General features: G+C 60.4%; 17 protein-coding genes. 1 reads left to right on the top strand and 16 read right to left on the bottom strand.

What is annotated here, in order from left to right; translation table 11 throughout:
* Positions 1-3 precede the first annotated feature (3 nt).
* The 16 genes from dnaE to rpsB all read right to left on the bottom strand — a co-directional run bounded on the left by dnaE (position 4) and on the right by rpsB (position 18,342).
* A complete protein-coding gene (dnaE, locus tag AHA_RS05995) occupies positions 4-3,483 on the bottom strand; it encodes a DNA polymerase III subunit alpha (RefSeq protein ID WP_011705106.1) in 3,480 nt (1,159 codons plus the stop codon).
* Between the two features lie 38 nt (positions 3,484-3,521).
* A complete protein-coding gene (gene rnhB / locus AHA_RS05990) occupies positions 3,522-4,112 on the bottom strand; it encodes a ribonuclease HII (RefSeq protein ID WP_164927570.1) in 591 nt (196 codons plus the stop codon).
* A gap of 75 nt (positions 4,113-4,187) precedes the next feature.
* Positions 4,188-5,327: a lipid-A-disaccharide synthase gene (lpxB, locus tag AHA_RS05985; protein WP_011705104.1), complete on the bottom strand. Its 1,140-nt coding sequence runs from the start codon at positions 5,325-5,327 to the stop codon at positions 4,188-4,190.
* Complete coding sequence (gene lpxA / locus AHA_RS05980; RefSeq protein ID WP_011705103.1) at positions 5,320-6,111, bottom strand: acyl-ACP--UDP-N-acetylglucosamine O-acyltransferase; 792 nt, start codon at positions 6,109-6,111, stop codon at positions 5,320-5,322. Before lpxA ends, lpxB begins: the two co-directional genes overlap by 8 nt.
* A 5-nt stretch (positions 6,112-6,116) precedes the next feature.
* Entirely contained in the window at positions 6,117-6,578 is a 462-nt protein-coding gene (gene fabZ, locus AHA_RS05975) for a 3-hydroxyacyl-ACP dehydratase FabZ (protein ID WP_010634777.1), read from the bottom strand.
* A 24-nt stretch (positions 6,579-6,602) separates the two neighbouring features.
* Positions 6,603-7,622: a UDP-3-O-(3-hydroxymyristoyl)glucosamine N-acyltransferase gene (lpxD, locus tag AHA_RS05970; RefSeq protein ID WP_011705102.1), complete on the bottom strand. Its 1,020-nt coding sequence runs from the start codon at positions 7,620-7,622 to the stop codon at positions 6,603-6,605.
* Between the two features lie 3 nt (positions 7,623-7,625).
* Positions 7,626-8,138 (bottom strand): OmpH family outer membrane protein, encoded by a 513-nt coding sequence (locus tag AHA_RS05965; protein WP_011705101.1) that lies wholly within the window; start codon positions 8,136-8,138, stop codon positions 7,626-7,628.
* A gap of 148 nt (positions 8,139-8,286) precedes the next feature.
* On the bottom strand, positions 8,287-10,710 hold the full coding sequence (gene bamA, locus AHA_RS05960) for an outer membrane protein assembly factor BamA (protein ID WP_011705100.1): 2,424 nt from the start codon (positions 10,708-10,710) through the stop codon (positions 8,287-8,289).
* 34 nt (positions 10,711-10,744) lie between these two features.
* Complete coding sequence (gene rseP, locus AHA_RS05955; RefSeq protein WP_011705099.1) at positions 10,745-12,097, bottom strand: sigma E protease regulator RseP; 1,353 nt, start codon at positions 12,095-12,097, stop codon at positions 10,745-10,747.
* An 82-nt stretch (positions 12,098-12,179) separates the two neighbouring features.
* The gene (gene ispC / locus AHA_RS05950; protein ID WP_011705098.1) at positions 12,180-13,373 is read right to left on the bottom strand and encodes a 1-deoxy-D-xylulose-5-phosphate reductoisomerase; all 1,194 of its coding nucleotides are present in this window, start codon (positions 13,371-13,373) and stop codon (positions 12,180-12,182) included.
* Between the two features lie 63 nt (positions 13,374-13,436).
* Positions 13,437-14,294, bottom strand: coding sequence for a phosphatidate cytidylyltransferase (locus AHA_RS05945; protein WP_005303453.1), 858 nt, complete (start codon positions 14,292-14,294; stop codon positions 13,437-13,439).
* A gap of 26 nt (positions 14,295-14,320) precedes the next feature.
* Complete coding sequence (gene uppS, locus AHA_RS05940) at positions 14,321-15,097, bottom strand: polyprenyl diphosphate synthase (protein WP_011705097.1); 777 nt, start codon at positions 15,095-15,097, stop codon at positions 14,321-14,323.
* 72 nt (positions 15,098-15,169) lie between these two features.
* Complete coding sequence (gene frr, locus AHA_RS05935) at positions 15,170-15,727, bottom strand: ribosome recycling factor (protein ID WP_011705096.1); 558 nt, start codon at positions 15,725-15,727, stop codon at positions 15,170-15,172.
* 94 nt (positions 15,728-15,821) lie between these two features.
* Positions 15,822-16,556: a UMP kinase gene (pyrH, locus tag AHA_RS05930; RefSeq protein ID WP_011705095.1), complete on the bottom strand. Its 735-nt coding sequence runs from the start codon at positions 16,554-16,556 to the stop codon at positions 15,822-15,824.
* 71 nt (positions 16,557-16,627) lie between these two features.
* Entirely contained in the window at positions 16,628-17,509 is an 882-nt protein-coding gene (gene tsf / locus AHA_RS05925) for a translation elongation factor Ts (protein WP_011705094.1), read from the bottom strand.
* A 104-nt stretch (positions 17,510-17,613) separates the two neighbouring features.
* Complete coding sequence (gene rpsB / locus AHA_RS05920) at positions 17,614-18,342, bottom strand: 30S ribosomal protein S2 (protein ID WP_005303470.1); 729 nt, start codon at positions 18,340-18,342, stop codon at positions 17,614-17,616.
* Between the two features lie 359 nt (positions 18,343-18,701).
* Here rpsB and map point away from each other — a divergent pair, with 359 nt between their 5' ends.
* Positions 18,702-19,490 (top strand): type I methionyl aminopeptidase, encoded by a 789-nt coding sequence (map, locus tag AHA_RS05915; RefSeq protein WP_011705093.1) that lies wholly within the window; start codon positions 18,702-18,704, stop codon positions 19,488-19,490.
* Positions 19,491-19,562 lie beyond the last annotated feature (72 nt).

Below are 19,562 nucleotides of genomic sequence, written 5' to 3'. Positions count from 1 at the left end.
CCTCTAATCAAAAACCAATTCAACCCGCTCTCGTCCAAGCAGGACGCGCAAGTCATCTATCAGTTGATCGGTGGGCGTCACCCGCCACTCGGTACCGAGCGTCAATCGCACCCGGGAGCCGGGGCGACGATAGTTTACCTGAACCGGACAAACTCCGGCACGGGCGGGTTCCAAAATCTCGCACAAACGCGGGAAAAAACGATCATCAATCTGCTGTTCATCGAGAGAGATGCGGATCGCTCTGGCAAAACGCTCTCTCGCATCGTTGATATCCAGTAATTCACGGGCCGACATTTTAAGGCCACCGGAGAAGTCATCAAAGCTGACCTGTCCAGAAACCACCAAAATACGGTCTTTTTGCATCAATTCTTCATACTTTTCCAGCGCTTCACTGAACAGGGTCACATCGAGGCGACCGGAACGGTCGTCCAGGGTGAAGATCCCCATCTTGTTGCCACGCTTGGTCACCATGCTGCGCGCCGCAATCACCAAGCCGGCGGCCGTGGTCACGGTATCGCGGGAGGTGGGGTGCAGATCGCACAGCCGGCCCGAGGTATAACGACGCAGCTCGCCGCTGTACTGGTTGATGGGGTGACCGGTGAGGTAGAGACCGAGGGTCTCGCGCTCCCCTTCCAGCCACACTTTGTCAGGCCAGTGTGGCACGTTGGCGAACGCCTTCTTGACGTCGTCTATCTCTTCGGTGAGCACGCCGAACATGTCGACCTGACCCACCGCCTGCGCCTTGGCGTGCTGCTCGGCGGCGCGCATCGCCTCCTCCAGGGTCGCCATCAGGGCGGCGCGGTGGGGGCCGAGCCGGTCCATGGCGCCGGAGAGAATGAGCTTCTCCATCACCCGCTTGTTGAGCTTCTTGATATCGACCCGGTTGCAGAAGTCGAACAGATCGCGAAACGGCCCGTCCCGATCCCGCGCTTCCAGAATCGCATCGATGGGGCCTTCCCCCACCCCCTTCACCGCGCCGATGCCGTAGACGATATGGCCGTCTTCGTTGACGCTGAAGCGGTAGCGACCGGTGTTCACGTCCGGCGGGATCACGGTCAACCCCATCCGCTGGCACTCGTCCACCAGGGTCACTATCTTGTCGGTGTTGTCCATGTCGGCAGTCATCACCGCCGCCATGAACTCCGCCGGGAAGTGGGTCTTGAGCCAGAGGGTCTGGTAGGAGACCAGCGCATAGGCGGCAGAGTGGGATTTGTTGAAGCCGTAGCCTGCAAACTTCTCCACCAGATCGAAGATCTTCATCGCCAGCTCGCCGTCGACGCCGTTCTTGACCGCGCCCTCCTCGAAGCCGGCCCGTTGCTTGGCCATCTCTTCGGGTTTTTTCTTGCCCATCGCCCGGCGCAGCATGTCCGCACCACCCAGCGTATAACCCGCCAGGGTCTGGGCAATCTGCATCACCTGCTCCTGATAGAGGATGATGCCGTAGGTGGGCTCGAGGATCGGCTGCAGGCTCTCGTGCTGCCACTTCTCGTCCGGATAGGAGATGGCCTCCTTGCCGTGCTTGCGCTCGATGAAGTTGTCCACCATGCCCGACTGCAGCGGGCCCGGGCGAAACAGCGCCACCAGTGCGATCATGTCTTCGAAGCAGTCAGGCTGCAGCCGCTTGATGAGATCCTTCATGCCGCGAGATTCCAGCTGGAATACCGCGGTGGTCTCGTAGCGCTGCAGCAGGTCGAACGAGCGCTTGTCGTCGATGGGGATGGCGGCGATGTCGACCGGCGGCTTGCCCTCTTTGGCAAGGCGCGGGTTAATCATGCCGAGCGCCCAGTCGATGATGGTGAGCGTGCGCAGGCCGAGGAAGTCGAACTTCACCAGCCCGGCGTACTCCACGTCGTTCTTGTCGAACTGGGTGACCGGGTGATGGCCTTCGTCATCGCAGTAGAGCGGCGCGAAGTCGGTGATCTTGGTGGGCGCGATCACCACGCCGCCGGCGTGTTTGCCGGCGTTGCGCACCACCCCTTCCAGGCGGCGTGCCATGTCGATGAGGTCCTTGACCTCCTCGTCCTGCTCGTAGAGCTCGGGCAGCTTGGGTTCGGCCTCGAACGCCTTGGCGAGCGTCATACCCGGATCCGGCGGGATCAGCTTGGAGATACGATCGACGAAGCCGTAGGCATGGCCCAGCACCCGGCCCACGTCCCGCACCACCGCCTTGGCCGCCATGCTGCCGAAGGTGATGATCTGCGATACCGCTTCCCGACCGTACATCTCGGAGACGTGGTCGATCACCTCGTCGCGCCTGTCCATGCAGAAGTCGACGTCAAAGTCGGGCATGGATACCCGCTCGGGGTTCAGGAAACGTTCGAACAGCAGGTCAAATTCCAGCGGATCCAGATCGGTGATCTTGAGGGCGTAGGCCACCAGGGAACCCGCCCCCGAGCCCCGGCCTGGGCCAACGGGGATGCCGTTGTCCTTGGACCACTGGATAAACTCCATCACGATGAGGAAGTAACCCGGGAAGCCCATCTGGTTGATCACTTTGAGCTCGATGTCGAGCCGCTCGTCATACTCGGGACGACGCTCGGCCCGCACCGCCGGATCCGGGAACAAGAATTCCAGCCGCTCCTCCAGCCCCTCTTTCGACTTCATGACCAGGAAGTCTTCGGTGGTCATGTCACCGGTCGGGAAGTTGGGCAGGAAGTATTCGCCGAGGCGCACCGTCACGTTGCAGCGCTTGGCGATCTCCACCGTGTTCTCCAGCGCCTCGGGGATGTCGGCAAACAGCTCCGCCATCTCCTCCTGGCTGCGCAGATACTGCTGCGGGCTGTAGCGACGCGGCCGGCGCTTGTCCATCAGGGTATAGCCGTCGTGGATGGCGACCCGGATCTCGTGGGCATCGAAGTCATCGGCGGTGAGGAATACCACCTCGTTGGTGGCCACCACCGGCAGCGCAAACTCGGTGGCAATCGCCACCGCCATGTGCAGGTAGACCTCTTCATCGGGGCGGCCGGTGCGCAGCAGCTCCAGATAATAGGCGTCGGGGAAGTGGGTCTGATAGAAGGCGAGACACTGCTCGGTCATCTGCCGGTTGCCCTTGAGCAGGAACTTGCCCACGTCCCCCTCGCGCCCGCCGGAGAGCACGATCACTCCCTTGGCGTGCTCGGCCAGCCAGGCCTTGTCGATGACCGGGCGCCCCTGCACGTGACCGCGCTGATAGCCGCGGGAGATGAGCAATGTGATGTTCTGGTAGCCGTCGTTGTCCATGGCGAGCAGGGTGAGACGGAACTGCTCGTCGCCGAGCTCGTCACTCTGCACCCAGAAGTCGGCCCCGACGATGGGCTTGACGCCCTTGCCGTGGGCGGCGCCGTAGAAGCGCACCAGGCCACACATGTTCATCTGGTCGGTCAGCGCCAGCGCCGGCATGTTGTTGGCTGCCGCCGCACCGACGATGGGATTGATCTTCTGCAGGCCGTCGACCATGGAGAAGTCGGAGTGGACCCGCAGGTGGATAAAACGGGGTTCAGCCATCGTCATCCCCTCTCGTTGCTCGGACTAAATTGCATGGTCTATTCGATCCCCAGTGCGCGACGCACCGGTTTGAAACTTTTGCGATATTCGGGCAGCGGGCCGCGCTCGGCCAGGATGGCGAGGTGCTCCGCGGTCGGATAGCCCTTGTGGCGGGCGAAACCGTACTCGGGATGACGGCTGTCCAGCTCGGTCATCTCCGCATCGCGAGTCACCTTGGCGAGGATCGAGGCGGCGCTGATGGCAGCCACCAGGCTGTCGCCCTTGACCACGGCGCGGGCCTCCATCGACAAGCTTGGGCAGCGGTTGCCGTCGATGAAGACCAGCTCGGGCGCGATGGAGAGCCCCGCCACGGCGCGCTGCATCGCCAGCATGGTGGCGTGCAGGATGTTGAGCTCGTCGATCTCCGCCGGGCTGGCACGGCCGACGGACCAGGCCAGCGCCTTCTCTTTGATCTCGTCAAACAGGGCGAGCCGCTTCTTCTCGGAGAGCTTCTTGGAGTCGTTCAGCCCGATGATGGGATTGGCCGGGTCAAGAATCACCGCGGCGGTGACCACGTCACCCACCAGCGGGCCACGGCCCACCTCGTCCACACCGGCAACCAGCCTGTCGTCAGGAATATCGATCATCATCTTGTAGCCTTGAATCAAAACAGGCCCCGCAGGGCCTGGCGTCACGTTGGCGCAGCCCCTGCGGCCGCCCGGAAGTTATCTGCCGAGCAGCTCGGCCACCGCTTCGGCCGCCTGCTGATCCGCGTTGCAGCGGATGAGCTGGTGCAGCTCGGTGAAGGTGTTCACCAGCGCGCTGTTGTCGTGCTCGAAGAACTTGCTCACCTCGACCACCAGATTCTCCGGGGTGCATTCGTGCTGGATGAGCTCGGGCACCAGCATGCGACCGGCCAGCAGGTTGGGCAGGGAGACGAATTCGGTCTTCACCAGCCGCTGGGCCAGCCAGTAGCTGAACGGCTTAAGCTTGTAGCCCACCACCATCGGCTTTTTCACCAGCATGGCTTCAAGCGCCGCGGTGCCGGAGGCCAGCATCACCACGTCGGCGGCGATCATCGCCTCACGGCCCTGCCCTTCCAGCAGCACCATGTCGAGATCCGGCGCCAGCTCGGCCTTGATGGCCAGGAACTGCTCGCGCCGCTTCTGGTTGACCAGCGGCACGATGAAACCGAGATCCGGATAGCGCACCGTCAGGTGCTTGCAGGCCTCGAGAAACAGGGGCGACATAAAGCCCACCTCGGCGCTGCGACTGCCCGGCAGCACCGCCAGCCAGCGTCGGTTGGCGTCGATGCCGAGGGTTCTACGCACCGCAGCCTGATCCGGCACCAGCGGGATGTCGTCCGCCATGGTGTGGCCGACGAAACGGCAAGGGGCATCGAAGCGGTCGTAGAAGGCTTTCTCGAACGGCAGGAAGGCGAGCACCATGTCGGTGGCGGCCTTGATCTTGTGAATGCGGTTCTGGCGCCAGGCCCACACCGAGGGGCTGACGTAGTGAACCGTTTTGATACCGGCGCGGCGCAGTTTGAGCTCCACCCCGATATTGAAATCCGGTGCATCCACTCCGATGAAGATGTCGGGTGGATTGGCGATGAAGTGGCGCAGCAGTTCGCGGCGGACCTTGAGAATGCGCGGCAGACGGCCCAGCACCTCGGTGATCCCCATGACGGAAAGCTCTTCCATCTCGAACAGCGCCTTGACGCCGAGGGCCTGCATGCGCGGCCCGGCGATCCCTTCGAACTGGGCGTCCGGGTAGCGGGCCTGCAGCTCGCGCACCAGGCCGGCAGCCAGAATGTCGCCGGAAACCTCTCCGGCGACGATACCGATACGAACGGGATCAGGCACGGATGATCCCGCGCTCGTTATCTTTGAGGAAATCCACGTAGAGCTGGATGGCCGGCTCGGCTTGCGCCATCTCAGTCAGCACCGGCAGCACCTCTTCGATGGTCTTGCCGGAGCGGAAGATCTCTTTGTAGGCGCGCTTGACGGCGGAGATGGCCTCAGGCGTATAACCGCGGCGACGCAGCCCCTCGGAGTTGACCCCGAACGGCTTGGCGTAGTTGCCGGCGGCCATCACGTAGGGCGGCACGTCCTTGTTGAGGGCGGCGCAGCCACCGACGAAGGCGTGGGAGCCGACGCGGCCGAACTGGTGGATCGCGGAGAGACCGCCGAAGATCACGAAATCGCCGATCACCACGTGGCCCGCCAGGGTCGCGTTGTTGGCGAAGATGCAGTTGTCACCAATGATGCAGTCGTGGGCAACGTGAACGTTGACCATGAACAGGTTGCCGCTGCCGATCCTGGTCAGGGACTGATCCTGGATGGTGCCGCGGTGCACGGTGCAGTTCTCGCGAAAGACGTTGTTGTCGCCGATCTCGAGGAAGGTGCGCTCGCCGGCGTACTTCTTGTCCTGGCAATCCTCACCGATGGAGGTGTGCTGGAAGATCTTGTTGCCACGACCAATCTTGGTCGGGCCCTTGATCACCACATGGGAGCTGACCCAGGTGTTGTCGCCGATTTCCACCTCGGCACCGATGACAGAAAAGGGGCCGATTTCAACCCCTTTACCGATGACGGCAGACTCATGGACGACGGCAGTATCGTGAATGATGGCAGTCTGGTCGATCACGTGTGTTAAACCTCGCGTTTGGCGCACATCAGCTCGGCGGTACAGACCACTTCACCGTTGACCGTGGCCACACCGGTGAACTTGGCAATACCGCGACGCTCTTTCAGGAATTCCACGTCGAGCACCAGCTGGTCGCCGGGGCCTACCGGACGCTTGAAACGAGCGTTGTCGATTGAGGCAAAGTAATAGAGTTCGTTGGGAGACGGCTTGCCCACCATGGTAAACGCCAGGATACCGGTGGCCTGTGCCATGGCTTCCAGGATCAGCACGCCGGGGAACACCGGCTTGGCCGGGAAGTGGCCCTGAAAGATCGGCTCGTTGAACGAGACGTTCTTGATGGCACGCAAGGTCTTGCGCTCATCGCTGATCTCGTAGTTTTCCACCTTGTCCACCATCAGGAACGGATAACGGTGGGGCAGCAGATCCATTATTTCCTGGATACCCAGGCTTTTCTTTTCAGTAGTCAAAACAGTACCCTATACCAATCGTGATTATTCTTGGTCCAGCTTCTTCTCAAGCTTGCTCAACCGCTTGTGCATCTCTTCGATACGCATCACCCGGGCGGCGGTCTTGCGCCACTCTTTATTGGTTTGCAGGGGGATGCCGGAAGAGTAGACACCGGGCTCGGTAATGGGTCGCATCACCATGGCCATGCCGGTAACGGTGGCCTGGTCGCAGATCTCCATGTGCCCGTTAAAGACGGAGGCGCCGCCAATGATACAGTATTTGCCGACCTTGAGACTACCTGCCATCACGGTGGAGCCCGCCACGGCGGTGCCGTAGCCGATCTCGACGTTGTGGGCGATCTGGCACTGGTTGTCGATGATGACGTTGTCAGCGATGCGGGTATCTTCCAGCGCGCCGCGGTCGATGGTGGTGCAGGCACCGATTTCGACCCGGTTGCCGATGGTCACGCCGCCGAGCTGGGGGATCTTGATCCACTCGCCGCGCTCGTTGGCATAACCGAACCCATCGGCCCCGATCACTGTGCCGGATTGAACCAGACAGTCGGTGCCCATGGTGATGTTGTGATACAGGGTAACGTTGGCCCACAACCGGGAGCGAGCTCCCAGTCGGGTATTCTTGCCAACGAAACAGCCCGGACCGATGCGCACATCATCCCCCAGCACCACGCCGGATTCGATCACCGCATTGGCCCCGATGGCCACTCTCTCGCCCAGTTGCACGTCCGCCGCGATGACGGCGCTCGGATGGATATCCGTGGCCGGCTGCGGGGTGGTGTCCAGCAGTTGGGCTACCCGGGCAAAGCCCACATAGGGGTCTTTGAGCACCAGGGCATTGGTGGGACAAAATGGCAGATCCGCTTCTGTGATGAGCACGGCGGTCGCCTTGCTCTGCTCCAGATAATGCCGGTACTTTTTATTGGACAGGAAGGTGATATCCCCCTCCCCGGCCTTTTCCAGTGTCGCTACCTTGCGGATTTCCAGGGTTCCGTCGCCATGGACCTGGGCCCCCAGTTGCTGGGCCAGCTGTGCGAGAGTGAATGCCATCAATTAGTTGCTCTTGCTTACCTGAGAAATAACCTGGGCAGAGATGTCCAGCTTGCTGGCGGCGTACGGGGCGGCATTGCGCTCCAGCACCAGATCGTAACCATTGCTCTTGGCGATGGAATCGATGGCAGCCTGCACCTTGGTCAGGATCTTGTTGCGCTCTTCGGACTGACGGCGACCGTTGTCCTGTTCAAACGCCTGACGCTTCTGGTTGAACTCCATCTGCAGCTTGGCCAGCTTCTCCTGGTTCTGCTTCTTCTGCTCGGCGCTCATGAAGGCTTCGTCCTTCTTGAACTTCTCGACCAGTTTCTGACCGTCGGATTCCAGCTTCTGCAGCTCACGCATGCGCGGCTCGAATTCGCCTTTCAGCTTCTTGGAGACTGCTTCACGCTGGGGCAGCTTTTGGAATACTTCGCCCATGTCGACCACGGCGATCTTGGTCTCGGCCAAGGCGGAGCCCATGCCGGCAGCCATCAGTGCAAAACTCAAACCAGCTACTTTCAACGCTTTATTCACACTTACTCCTTGTTCCCTCATGTGAGGGCTACCTGATTTACCTGATTATGCAAGTGGTACCCGGACCGACTTGTTACCTGGTGAGGCACGCAAGCTGCGCGTCCCATCATTGAATACCCCCACCGCTGGGTGGGGGCAGAGTCCGTCCTTAGAAGGTACGGCCGATGTTGAATGAGAAGAACTCGGTCCGGTCGCCCTCGTACTGCTTGAGCGGACGGGCAATCGCGAACACCAGCGGGCCCATCGGGGAGAGCCACTGCAGCGACAGACCGGCCGAGGCGCGGTAGTTGGTCGGATCCGAGTAGTCGGCCAGATAGTTGCAGCCGCTGAAGCAACGGTTGCGGTACTGGTCATAGTCGAAGGTGGTATCCCACACGGAGCCGGCATCGATGAAGAAGCTGGTCCGCAGTTGCGGCTGATAGGTCTCGGACGCAAACGGCGTCGGCACTATCATCTCGAGGGAAGCGACCGCCAGGGCGTTGCCGCCCACCGAGCTGTCGGTGCCCTGGATGACGTCGTTGCCGCTCAGGTTGTAGTAGTAGAGCGCCTTCGGACCCACGGTATTGCTCTTGAAGCCGCGCAGGGTGTCGAAACCACCGGCGAAGTAGTTCTCGAAGAACGGCAATACGTGGTCATAGCTGCCGTTGCTGCCGTAGCCGTTGCCGTAGGAGGCTCGCGCCTTGGCCATCAGCACCCACTTGTGATCCGCATCGAACGGGAAGTAGTGCGCGTCTTCGGCGTTGAGCTTGAAGTACTGCAGATCCATGCCCGGCACGGTCACCTTGGCGTTGACCCGCTGACGGTCACCGGCAGTCGGGAACTGGCCCTTGTTGAGGGTGGAACGGGTCCAGCCGGCGGTGACGTCGACGGTGTTGAACACCATGCGGTTGTCGCCATCCTTGTTCTCGCTGTACACCTTCCAGAACTCATCCACCTGCAGATAGGGGTTGGGCTGGGACAGTTTGTTGTTTTCGACCCCGAGGCTGAAGTCGAGACGGTTGTTCTCGTTGACCGGGAAACCACTGGAGAGGCGGAAGCCGATGGTGGTGTTCTCGTAGTCCACGATGTTGGCGTCGGCCGCACTGAACTGGTTGTAGTAGAGACGACCGCCGAGGCTAACCCCATCCACGGTGAAGTAGGGATCGTTGTAGCTGAGGTCGACGCTCTTGGAGTATTTGTTGGTACTGGCGGAGATGCCGATCTTCTTGCCGGTCCCCATGAAGTTGTCCTGCTGCAGGCCCGCCTGCAGGCTCAGGCCAGATTCGGTACCGTAGCCCACGCCGGCATTGATGGAACCGGCCGGCTGCTCCTTGACCTTGAAGTCCAGATCGACCTGATCATCGCTGCCCGGCACCCGCTTGGTGTCCACTTCGGCGGTTTCGAAGAAGCCGAGGCGGTTGAGACGGGTCTTGGACTGCTCAACGCTGTCGGAAGAGAGCCAAGTGCCTTCCATCTGACGCATCTCACGGCGCAGCACTTCGTCCTTGGTAGTGACGTTACCGGTGAAGTTAATGTTGCGCACATAGACGCGGGGGCCCGGCTCGATGTTGACGATGAGCTCCACTTCCTTGGTCTGGTCGTTGACCTGCGGGAAGGTGACCACTTTCGGGTAGGCGTAGCCGTAGCGACCGAGGAACTTGGAGAGCACCTCTTCGGTGTGGGTCACCTGACTGGCGGAGTAGATGCTGCCGGTCTCGATGGGAATGAGCCCCTTCATCTCGCCACCGCGGTCGATCAGATCGCCCTTGAGCTGGATGCCGGACACCTTGTACTGATCCCCTTCCTTGACGTTGAGGGTGACGTAGACCCCCTTCTTGTCCGGGGTCATGGAGACCTGGGTCGACTCCTGAGTAAAGCGGATGTAACCGCGGTCCATGTAGTAGGAGCGCAGAGTTTCGATGTCGCCGGCCAGCTTCTGCTTCTGGTAGCGCTGGTCACCGGTGAAGTTCCACCAGGGCACGTCGTCCTTGAGGGAGAGCTGAGCCAGCAGCTTCTCTTCCGGGAACACGTTGTTGCCGACGATGTTGATCTGCTGGATCTTGGCCGCTTCCCCTTCCACGAAGGTGAACTTTAGGTCGACCCGGTTGCGCGGCAACGGGGTGACGATGGCCTTGACCTTGGCGGAGTACTTGCCCACGCCGTAGTAGAAATCTTCCAGCCCCTTCTCGAGGGAGCTCAGCACGGTGCGATCCAGCGGATCACCCACCCGGATGCCGGAGGACTCCAGGCTCTGGGTCAGCTGCTCTTCCTTGATATCCTTGTTGCCGGAAAACTCGATGCTGGAGATGGTCGGCCGCTCTTTGACCGCCACTTGCAGCACCTGGCCGTCGCGGTAGACCTTGACGTCCTCGAAGTTGCCGGAGGCATAGAGCTTCTTGATGGCGTTGGCCAGCGTCACGGAATCGACGGAATCGCCCACCCGGATCGGCAGGTTCAGCAGGGCGGCACCCAGGGTCACCCGCTGCAGACCTTCAACCTGAATATCTTGCACCACAAAAGAGGCAGGGGCCGCCTGGGCCAGGAAACTGGCACCCAGCAGGCAACTCAACACCAATGCTTTTTTAACAGCCATTTTGTTCTTATGTGTCCTTGTTGATGCTCTGGCCTCAGAGGCGAGCGAAATCATTAAACAGCGCAATACCCATCAGTAACATCAGAATGGCGGCGCCAATCCGGAAACCCACTTCCTGAATTTTTTCTGATACCGGCTTGCCGGTGACCGCCTCGATGAGGAAGTAGACCAGATGGCCACCGTCCAGCACCGGCAGGGGGAACAGGTTGATGATCCCCAGGTTGACGCTGATCAGCGCCAGAAAGCCGAGAAAGTAGACCAGACCGTAGTCGGCACTGCTGCCCGCGCCCTTGGCAATGGAGATGGGGCCGCTCAGGTTGTCCAGCGAGACGATGCCACCGATCAGCTTGCCGATCATGTCGAAGGTCAGGGTGGTCAGGCTCCAGGTCTTCTGGGCGCCCTGCCACAGGGCTTGCAAAGGCCCATACTGTAACAGAATCCGATACTCATCCGGTAATGGAACCAGTTGCGGCGACAGGCCGACGAAACCGACCAGCTGGCCCCGCACCTTCTTGGCATCCGGCGTCAGGGTCAGGGTCAGCTCGCTGCCCGCCCGCTCGACGGTCACCTCAAGCGGCTGCTGGGGCGACTGCTGCACCTGGTGGACAAACTGGGCCCACTCGGTGATCTCCTGCTCCCCTACCCGCTTGATGCGATCGCCCGCCTGAACGCCGGCCTTCTCGCTGGCGCTCGCGGCCACCACCGCATCGACCACCGGCAGCACCTTGCCACCGAGCGGCACTATGCCCAGGCTGCCGATGGGAGACTCCTTGTCGGGGTCAAACTTCCAGCCGGCCAGCTGCAGGGTCTTGTCCACCTCATAGCTGGTGTTGGCCGCCTTGAGCTTGAGCTGGACCGAGTCATCGCCAAGGTGGCTGATGAGGGCATAGGTCACGCTCTCCCAGTCACCGGTCTCCTCGCCGCCGACGCCGACGATCTCCATGCCGGGCTCAACCCCGGCCGTCGCCACGATGGAGGCGGGACGCACCTCGCCCACCACGGGTTTGACGGCGGGCACGCCGATCATGAACATCAGCCAGAGGGCAAATAGGGCAAACACGAAGTTGGCCATGGGGCCGGCAGCGACGATGGCCATCCGCGCCCAGACGCTCTTGTGATTGAAAGCGTATTGCTCGTCACCGGGCTTGAGCTCGTCCACCCGGCCGTCCAGCATCTTGACGTAACCGCCGAGGGGGATCAGGGCCAGCACATACTCGGTGCCATCCTTGCCGAGCCGACGCCAGATGGCCTTGCCGAAACCGATGGAGAAACGTTCGACCTTGACGCCGCAACGACGGGCCACCCAGAAGTGGCCGAATTCATGTACCGCAACCAGCAGCCCGAGGGCGACGATAAAGGCACCGATGTTCCACAACACACCGCCCATCAGCCCATCACCTCGCTTTCATGCATGGTCCTGTCTCCGACAATCAGGGTGAAGGCAGCACAATGCCACGAAACAGCTCTCATCAGCTAAGCTCCTCAATCAAATTGTGAGCACGGGCACGGGCCGCCCCATCCAGCGCAATCAAATCGTCCAGCGAACCGGCCGCCGTACCGCCCAGGGCGAGCATGGTGGCCTCATTGACTCTGGCAATATCCATAAAACCGATCCGCTCTGCAAGAAAAGCCGCTACGGCCTCTTCGTTGGCGGCATTGAGGGCCGTGGTCGCGGCCTGACCCTGCTGACAGGCATGCATGGCAAGCTGCAGACAGGGATAGCGCTCATAGTCGGGACGGATAAAGCTGAACTCTCCGACACTGAAGAAGTCCAAAGGTTCCACACCGGACTCGACCCGAGCCGGATAGGCCAGGGCGTGGGCGATGGGGGTGCACATGTCCGGGTTGCCGAGCTGAGCCAGCACGGAGCCGTCCTTGTACTGCACCATGGAGTGGATGACCGACTGGGGATGGATCACCACCTGGATCTGCTCGGGCGCCGCGTTGAACAGCCAGCGCGCCTCGATATACTCCAGCCCCTTGTTGATCATGGTGGCGGAGTCGACCGAGATCTTGGCCCCCATGGACCAGTTGGGATGGGCGATGGCCTGGGCCGGGGTGACATGGGCCAGCTCGCCGATGTCGGTGTAGCGGAACGGGCCGCCGGAGCCGGTCAGCAGGATCTTGCTGATCCCCGCCCCCGCCAGATCGCAAAAGCCCGGCTGGCGCTGGATGGCCTCGGGCAGGCACTGGAAAATGGCGTTGTGTTCGCTGTCGATGGGCAGCAGCTCGGCGCCGTGCTCGCGTACCGCCTCCATGAAGAAGGCGCCGGACATCACCAGGGCCTCCTTGTTGGCCAGCAGGATGCGCTTGCCGGCACGCACCGCAGCCATGGTGGGCGCAAGCCCGGCGGCGCCGACGATGGCGGCCATCACGCTGTGGGCATCGGGGTGAGCGGCCACTTCGCACAGGGCGGCCGGGCCAGCCATGACACGAGTCGCGCTGCCGTGGGTCTTGAGTTGAGCGGCCAGCTCGCTGGCGGCGGCCTCGTCCACCATGACGGCGAAGCGGGGAGAGAATTCGAGGCAGTCGCGCAGCATGGCCTCCACGCTGCGGGCCGCGGTCAGCGCCAGCACCTGCCAGCGCCCCGGATTGTGCCGCAGTACCTTGAGCGTACTCTGACCGATGGAGCCGGAGGCTCCCAGAATCACCAGGTTATGCATCAAAACTCCCGCTGTATGACGAATGGATGGCGCCCGCCGCAGGCAGACGCATCAGGCTGAGCATCAAAACTCCTGGCTGAGCAGCAGATAGCTGAGCAGGAACACCGGCAGCGCGGCGGTCAGGCTGTCAATCCGGTCGAGGATGCCACCGTGGCCGGGCAGCAGAGTGCCTGAATCCTTGATGCCGGCTTCGCGCTTGAACATGCTCTCGGTGAGATCGCCGAGCACCGAGGCCAGCACCGCCAGCAAGGAGCAGAACAGCACAATGGCCATCTTGGCGGGCACGAAGCCCATGAACCAGGTCACCCCGACCGCCAGCAGGCTGGCGGTAAACAGGCCGCCACACATGCCTTCGATGGTTTTGCCGGGGCTCACGGCCGGTGCCAGCTTGTGCTTGCCGAACGCCTTGCCGAAAAAATACGCGCCAGAATCTGCCGCCCAGACCAGTCCCATCACGAACAGCAGGATCCAGGCCCCCATCATGGGGTCGTGATAGAAGTTGTAACCACGGATGGCCACCAGGGACCAGAAGAAGGGGACCAGAGTCACCAGACCGAACAGGGACTTGAGCCAGATGGACTCCTTCCACAGCTTGGCGCTCTGGGGATAGCGCAACACCAGCAGCAGCCCCAGCAGCCACCAGCTGACGGCGGTCCAGAGCACGCCCATCACCAGCGGATGCAGATGAGGAGTCCACAGCTGCTCCACCGGCAGCCAGAACAGGCTGGCCCCGAGCAGCAGGCAGTACACCAGCGGCAGCCACTGCTGCGGCTTGGCAGAGACAAAGCCGCTCCACTCGCGGCTGGCCAACAGAAATACCAGGGATGCCAACAGGGCAAAGAATTTCAACGGCAGAAAAAACAGCGCCCCCAACACCAGGGGAACCAGTAGCAATGCGGTAATAATTCGTTGTTTTAGCAAAAGAAGCCTCTCTCTTGGGAGGGGGGTTAGCCGGTCTGTTGCTCGGCGATCAATTCCCGGATCTGTTCACCCGTGCAGCCGAAACGACGCTCACGGGCCACGAAGGAGGCAACGGCCTCGCTGAACTCGGCCTCGTTGAAATCGGGCCACAGCACCGGGGTAAAATAGAGCTCGGCATAGGCGAGCTGCCATAACACAAAATTGCTGATGCGATGATCGCCCCCGGTGCGGATCAGCAGATCCACCGGCGGCAGGTCGGCCATGCATACCTCGCGGCCAAGCATGGCTTCATCTATCTGGTCGGCAGCCAGTTCCCCGCTCGCCACGGCACGGGCCAGCTTGCGGGCCGCCTGGGCGATGTCCCACTGACCACCGTAATTGGCGGCGATATTGAGGGTCAGCCCCTGATTGTTGGCGGTCAGCGCCTCCGCCTTGGCAATCTTGGCCTGCAGACGCTCGCTGAAACGGGCGGTATCGCCGATCACCTTGAGCCGGATGCCGTTGCTGTGCAGCTTCTTGACCTCACGGCCCAGCACCGTCATGAACAGCTCCATCAGGGCACTGACCTCCCCTTCCGGGCGACGCCAGTTCTCGCTGGAAAACGCAAACAGGGTCAGAGCTTCTATTTTGGCTCGCGCAGCAAAGGTTACTGCTTCACGAACAGACTTCACACCTGCCTTGTGGCCATAGACCCGCATCTTGCCACGGTTCTGGGCCCAGCGTCCGTTGCCGTCCATGATGATGGCGACGTGACGAGGCAAGGACGAATTGGCGCAATCACCTACGGCTGCCAAAAGCGACATTCATTTCTCCCACAAAGACAAAAGCGCCGTGCAGGGGCACTACACGGCGCTCGTAATATACCTGTCAGAGGCTTAGATTTCCATTAGCTCCTTTTCCTTCAGAGCCAGTGCTTCGTCTACCAGCTTGATGAAGGAATCGGTCAGCTTCTGGATCTCTTCCTGAGCACGACGGTCGTCGTCTTCGGAGATCTCTTTGTCTTTGAGCAGCGCTTTCAGGTCGGCGTTGGCATCGCGACGGATATTGCGCACGGCAACCCGGGCACCTTCCGCTTCGGCACGCACGATCTTGGTCAGGTCGCGACGACGCTCTTCGGTCAGCGGCGGCAGCGGCACGCGCAGAGTCTGGCCGTTGCTGGACGGGTTGAGTCCCAGATCGGAGGTCAGGATGGCCTTTTCCACCGCCTGGATCATGGAGCGGTCAAAGATGGAGATGGAGAGGGTGCGGGCATCTTCAGCCACCACGTTGGCCAACTGTTTCAGAGGAGTGGCCGCACCGTAATACTCCACCTGGATACCGTCGAGCAGGCTCGGGTGAGCACGGCCGGTACGGATCTTGGACATCTGGGTCTTGAGCGACTCTACGCTCTTGGCCATGCGGTCCTTGGCGTCGTTTTTAATCTCGTTGATCACAGTGGTTTTCCTTTTGGCGAACGAGCCGTCAACCGGCCCGTATCTATCTTATTGGCTGGCGTCATGGACAAACGAGCCGAAGCTCACGCTTGTCTCACTTGCTGACGTGATGGATCAGGGTACCTTCCGGCTCGCCCATGATCACCCGACGCAGCGCACCCGGCTTGTTCATGTTGAACACCCGGATCGGCAGATCGTGGTCGCGGGCCAGAGTAAAAGCAGCAAGATCCATTACTTTGAGTTCTTTTTCAAGAACTTCATCATAACTCAGTTCATGGCACAGCACGGCATCCGGGTTCTTGACCGGATCGTCGGTGAACACACCATCGACCTTGGTGGCCTTGAGCACGACGTCAGCTTCGATCTCGATCCCGCGCAGACAGGCCGCAGAATCGGTAGTGAAGAAGGGGTTGCCGGTACCGGCGGAGAAGATCACCACCTTGCCGGCACGCAGCTGGCTGATGGCTTCGGCCCAGACATAGGAGTCACAGATGCCTTGCAGGGAGATGGCAGACATCAGACGGGCATTCACATAAGCACGATGCAGGGCATCACGCATGGCCAGACCGTTCATCACGGTAGCCAGCATACCCATGTGGTCGCCCACCACGCGGTTCATGCCCGCCTTGGCAAGACCGGCACCACGGAACAGGTTGCCGCCACCGATGACCAGACCGACCTGAACACCCAGCTCAACCAGTTCTTTGATCTCTTGGGCCATCCGATCCAGCACTGCCGGATCAATGCCAAAACCCTCGGATCCTTGCAGGGCTTCACCACTCAACTTCAGAAGAACACGTCTGTATGCAGGCTTGGGATTGGTACTCATGTCACTGATTCCTGGTCATATAAAGACCGCGACATAAGTCGCGGTCTGGGGAAACGGAAAAACCGGTTCGATTAGGCCTTTTGAGCGGCCGCGATTTGGGCTGCAACTTCCGCAGCGAAATCGGTCTCTTGCTTCTCGATGCCTTCGCCCACTTCGAAACGGGTGAAGGAAACAACGTCAGCGCCTTCTTTCTTCAGCAGCTCGGCAACGGTCATGGAAGGATCTTTCACGAACGGTTGACCAGTCAGGGAAACCTCACCGGTGAACTTCTTCATGCGGCCTTCAACCATTTTCTCGGCGATCTCTTTCGGCTTGCCAGAGTTGATGGCGATGTCGATCTGGATTTCGCGCTCTTTGGCAACGACTTCGGCAGACACATCTTCCGGCTTGACGAATTGCGGGCTGTTGGCAGCAACGTGCATGGCCAGATCTTTGGCCAGCTCGTCGGAACCACCGGCCAGCTTGGTGATAACACCGATGCGGGAGCCGTGAACGTAGGTGCCCAGGTTGTCACCTTCAACCAGCATCACGCGACGCAGGTTCATGTTCTCACCGATCTTGGCGATCAGGTTGGTGATGGTCAGCTCAACGGACTCGCCGTTGCCGAAGTCGGCGGCTTTCAGCGCGTCAACGTCAGCGATCTTCTGGGTAGCGGCGATTTCAACGATTTTCTGACCCATGGCCAGGAAGCCAGCATCCTTGGAAACGAAGTCAGTCTCGCAGTTCAGCTCGATCATGACGGCAACGTTGCCTTCGGTACGGGCGAAGATCACACCTTCAGCGGCGATACGGCCAGCTTTCTTGGCGGCTTTGGCCTGACCGGATTTGCGCATGTTCTCGATTGCCAGCTCGATATCACCAGCAGCTTCTTCCAGTGCTTTTTTGCAATCCATCATGCCAGCGGCGGTGCGCTCGCGCAGTTCTTTTACCAGGGCGGCAGAAATGTTTGCCATGTCCAGTATCCTCGGTCTTGAATTGACAAGAAACAGGGGCCACAAGGGCCCCTGCTAACCAATTACATCAGCTTGGTTAATAAGGGCTTTGCAGTCCTTATCAATTACTCAGCTTCAACGAAGCCATCTTGTTCGGCTTGAACAACGATGTCCTGAGCGCGAGCTTCCAGTACGGTGTCAGCAGCAGCATTCAGGTACAGCTGAACGGCACGGATAGCGTCGTCGTTACCCGGGATGACATAGTCAACGCCGTCCGGGTTGGAGTTGGTATCAACGATGGAAACTACCGGGATACCCAGGTTGTTGGCTTCTTTGATAGCGATGTGCTCGTGGTCGGCATCGACAACGAACAGAACGTCAGGCAGGCCGCCCATGTTCTTGATACCACCCAGGCTCTTCTCCAGCTTTTCCATTTCGCGAGTACGCATCAGCGCCTCTTTCTTGGTCAGCTTGTCGAAGGTACCGTCCTGGCTCTGGGTTTCCAGATCTTTCAGGCGCTTGATGGACTGACGAACGGTTTTCCAGTTGGTCAGCATGCCGCCCAGCCAGCGGTGGTTAACATAGAACTGGTCGCAACGCTCAGCGGCTTCTTTTACGGCTTCAGACGCGGCACGCTTGGTACCTACGAACAGTACCTTGCCCTTCTTGGCAGCTACGGAGCTGATGAAGTTCATGGCATCGTCAAACATCGGAACGGTTTTTTCCAGGTTGATGATGTGAACCTTGCTGCGGGCACCGAAGATGTAGGATTTCATTTTCGGGTTCCAGTAACGAGTCTGGTGACCGAAGTGAACGCCGGCTTGCAGCATGTCGCGCATAGAAACTTTAGCCATTTTATACCTCTATTGGGGTTAGGCCTCCACACATCCCATGTAACCGACCCGTTAAGGCACCCCGGCATATGTGTCGATGTGTGTGTGTTGTTTAAGTAAGGGTGATGGCATGAGGACACAAGTTCCCCATTCCGGCGCGCTTTATACCATAACTTTGGTCAGGACACCACCAGCCGAACCGCTAAAAATGGATCCCTGGGCAGCATGCTGAAGCGCTGATTTGACGCTGTGATGACAATCACACTGGAAGTAAACGGGGGTTGGGGATAAAATTTTGGCCTGATTGCAAACGCATCTATTTTTCATTACCTGATTGCCGGACATCGATAGATGCGCGATCAGGTCCCAAGAGAGATCCCATGTCCATTAAAATCAAGACACCGGAAGAGATTGAAAAGATGCGCGTTGCCGGCCAACTGGCCGCCGATGTGCTGGTCATGATCGCCCCCCACGTCAAGGCGGGCGTCACCACCGACGAACTGAACACCCTCTGCCACGACTACATCGTCGACGTGCAGCAGGCCATCCCTGCACCGCTCAACTACCACGGCTTCCCCAAGTCCATCTGCACCTCGGTGAACGATGTGATCTGCCACGGCATCCCGAACCACAAGAAACTGCGGGAAGGGGACATCATCAACCTGGACATCACCGTCATCAAAGATGGCTACCACGGCGATACCTCGGCCATGTTCATCGTGGGTGAGACCACCCCGCTGCGCCGTCAGCTGTGCAAGGTCGCCCAGGAGAGCCTCTACGCCGCCATCAAGCAGGTGCGTCCGGGCATGTGCATCACCGAGATCGGCGCCGTGATCCAGCCCATCGTAGAGAAGGCCGGTTTCTCCGTGGTGCGCGACTACTGTGGCCACGGCATCGGGGCCGAGTTCCATGAAGAGCCGCAGATCCTGCACTATCGCAACGGCGGCAAGCAGGAGCTCAAGCCGGGCATGTGCTTCACCATCGAGCCCATGGTCAACAGCAAGAAGTACCACTGCAAGGTCAATCCGAAGGATGGCTGGACCGTGACCACCAAGGATGGCGGCGACTCCGCCCAGTGGGAACACACCCTGCTGGTGACCGAGGATGGCTGCGAGGTGCTGACCCTGCGCCCGGATGACACTATCGACCGTCTCATCAAACACGGTTAACATCAAACCCCGGCCTCCCGCCGGGGTTTTGTTTTTATCAGCCGCGAACCCGTGCGAGAACAGCGCACAGGC

Source organism: Aeromonas hydrophila subsp. hydrophila ATCC 7966 (genome assembly GCF_000014805.1).
Lineage (GTDB): Bacteria > Pseudomonadota > Gammaproteobacteria > Enterobacterales > Aeromonadaceae > Aeromonas > Aeromonas hydrophila.
The sequence above is the reverse complement of the archived record's forward strand: the minus strand, read 5'-3'. Positions and strand labels throughout refer to the sequence as shown.

Excerpts from the sequence above, each read along its gene's own strand:
- lpxD (WP_011705102.1), bottom strand. The coding sequence starts at position 7,622 with ATGGCATTCACTCTCGCACAGCTGGCCCAGCAACTGGGGGCCCAGGTC.
- pyrH (WP_011705095.1), bottom strand. The coding sequence starts at position 16,556 with ATGAGTACCAATCCCAAGCCTGCATACAGACGTGTTCTTCTGAAGTTG.
- map (WP_011705093.1), top strand. The coding sequence starts at position 18,702 with ATGTCCATTAAAATCAAGACACCGGAAGAGATTGAAAAGATGCGCGTT.
- rnhB (WP_164927570.1), bottom strand. The coding sequence starts at position 4,112 with ATGATGATCGATATTCCTGACGACAGGCTGGTTGCCGGTGTGGACGAG.
- rseP (WP_011705099.1), bottom strand. The coding sequence starts at position 12,097 with ATGGGCGGTGTGTTGTGGAACATCGGTGCCTTTATCGTCGCCCTCGGG.
- bamA (WP_011705100.1), bottom strand. The coding sequence starts at position 10,710 with ATGGCTGTTAAAAAAGCATTGGTGTTGAGTTGCCTGCTGGGTGCCAGT.
- ispC (WP_011705098.1), bottom strand. The coding sequence starts at position 13,373 with ATGCATAACCTGGTGATTCTGGGAGCCTCCGGCTCCATCGGTCAGAGT.
- tsf (WP_011705094.1), bottom strand. The coding sequence starts at position 17,509 with ATGGCAAACATTTCTGCCGCCCTGGTAAAAGAACTGCGCGAGCGCACC.
- dnaE (WP_011705106.1), bottom strand. The coding sequence starts at position 3,483 with ATGGCTGAACCCCGTTTTATCCACCTGCGGGTCCACTCCGACTTCTCC.
- uppS (WP_011705097.1), bottom strand. The coding sequence starts at position 15,097 with ATGTCGCTTTTGGCAGCCGTAGGTGATTGCGCCAATTCGTCCTTGCCT.
- rpsB (WP_005303470.1), bottom strand. The coding sequence starts at position 18,342 with ATGGCTAAAGTTTCTATGCGCGACATGCTGCAAGCCGGCGTTCACTTC.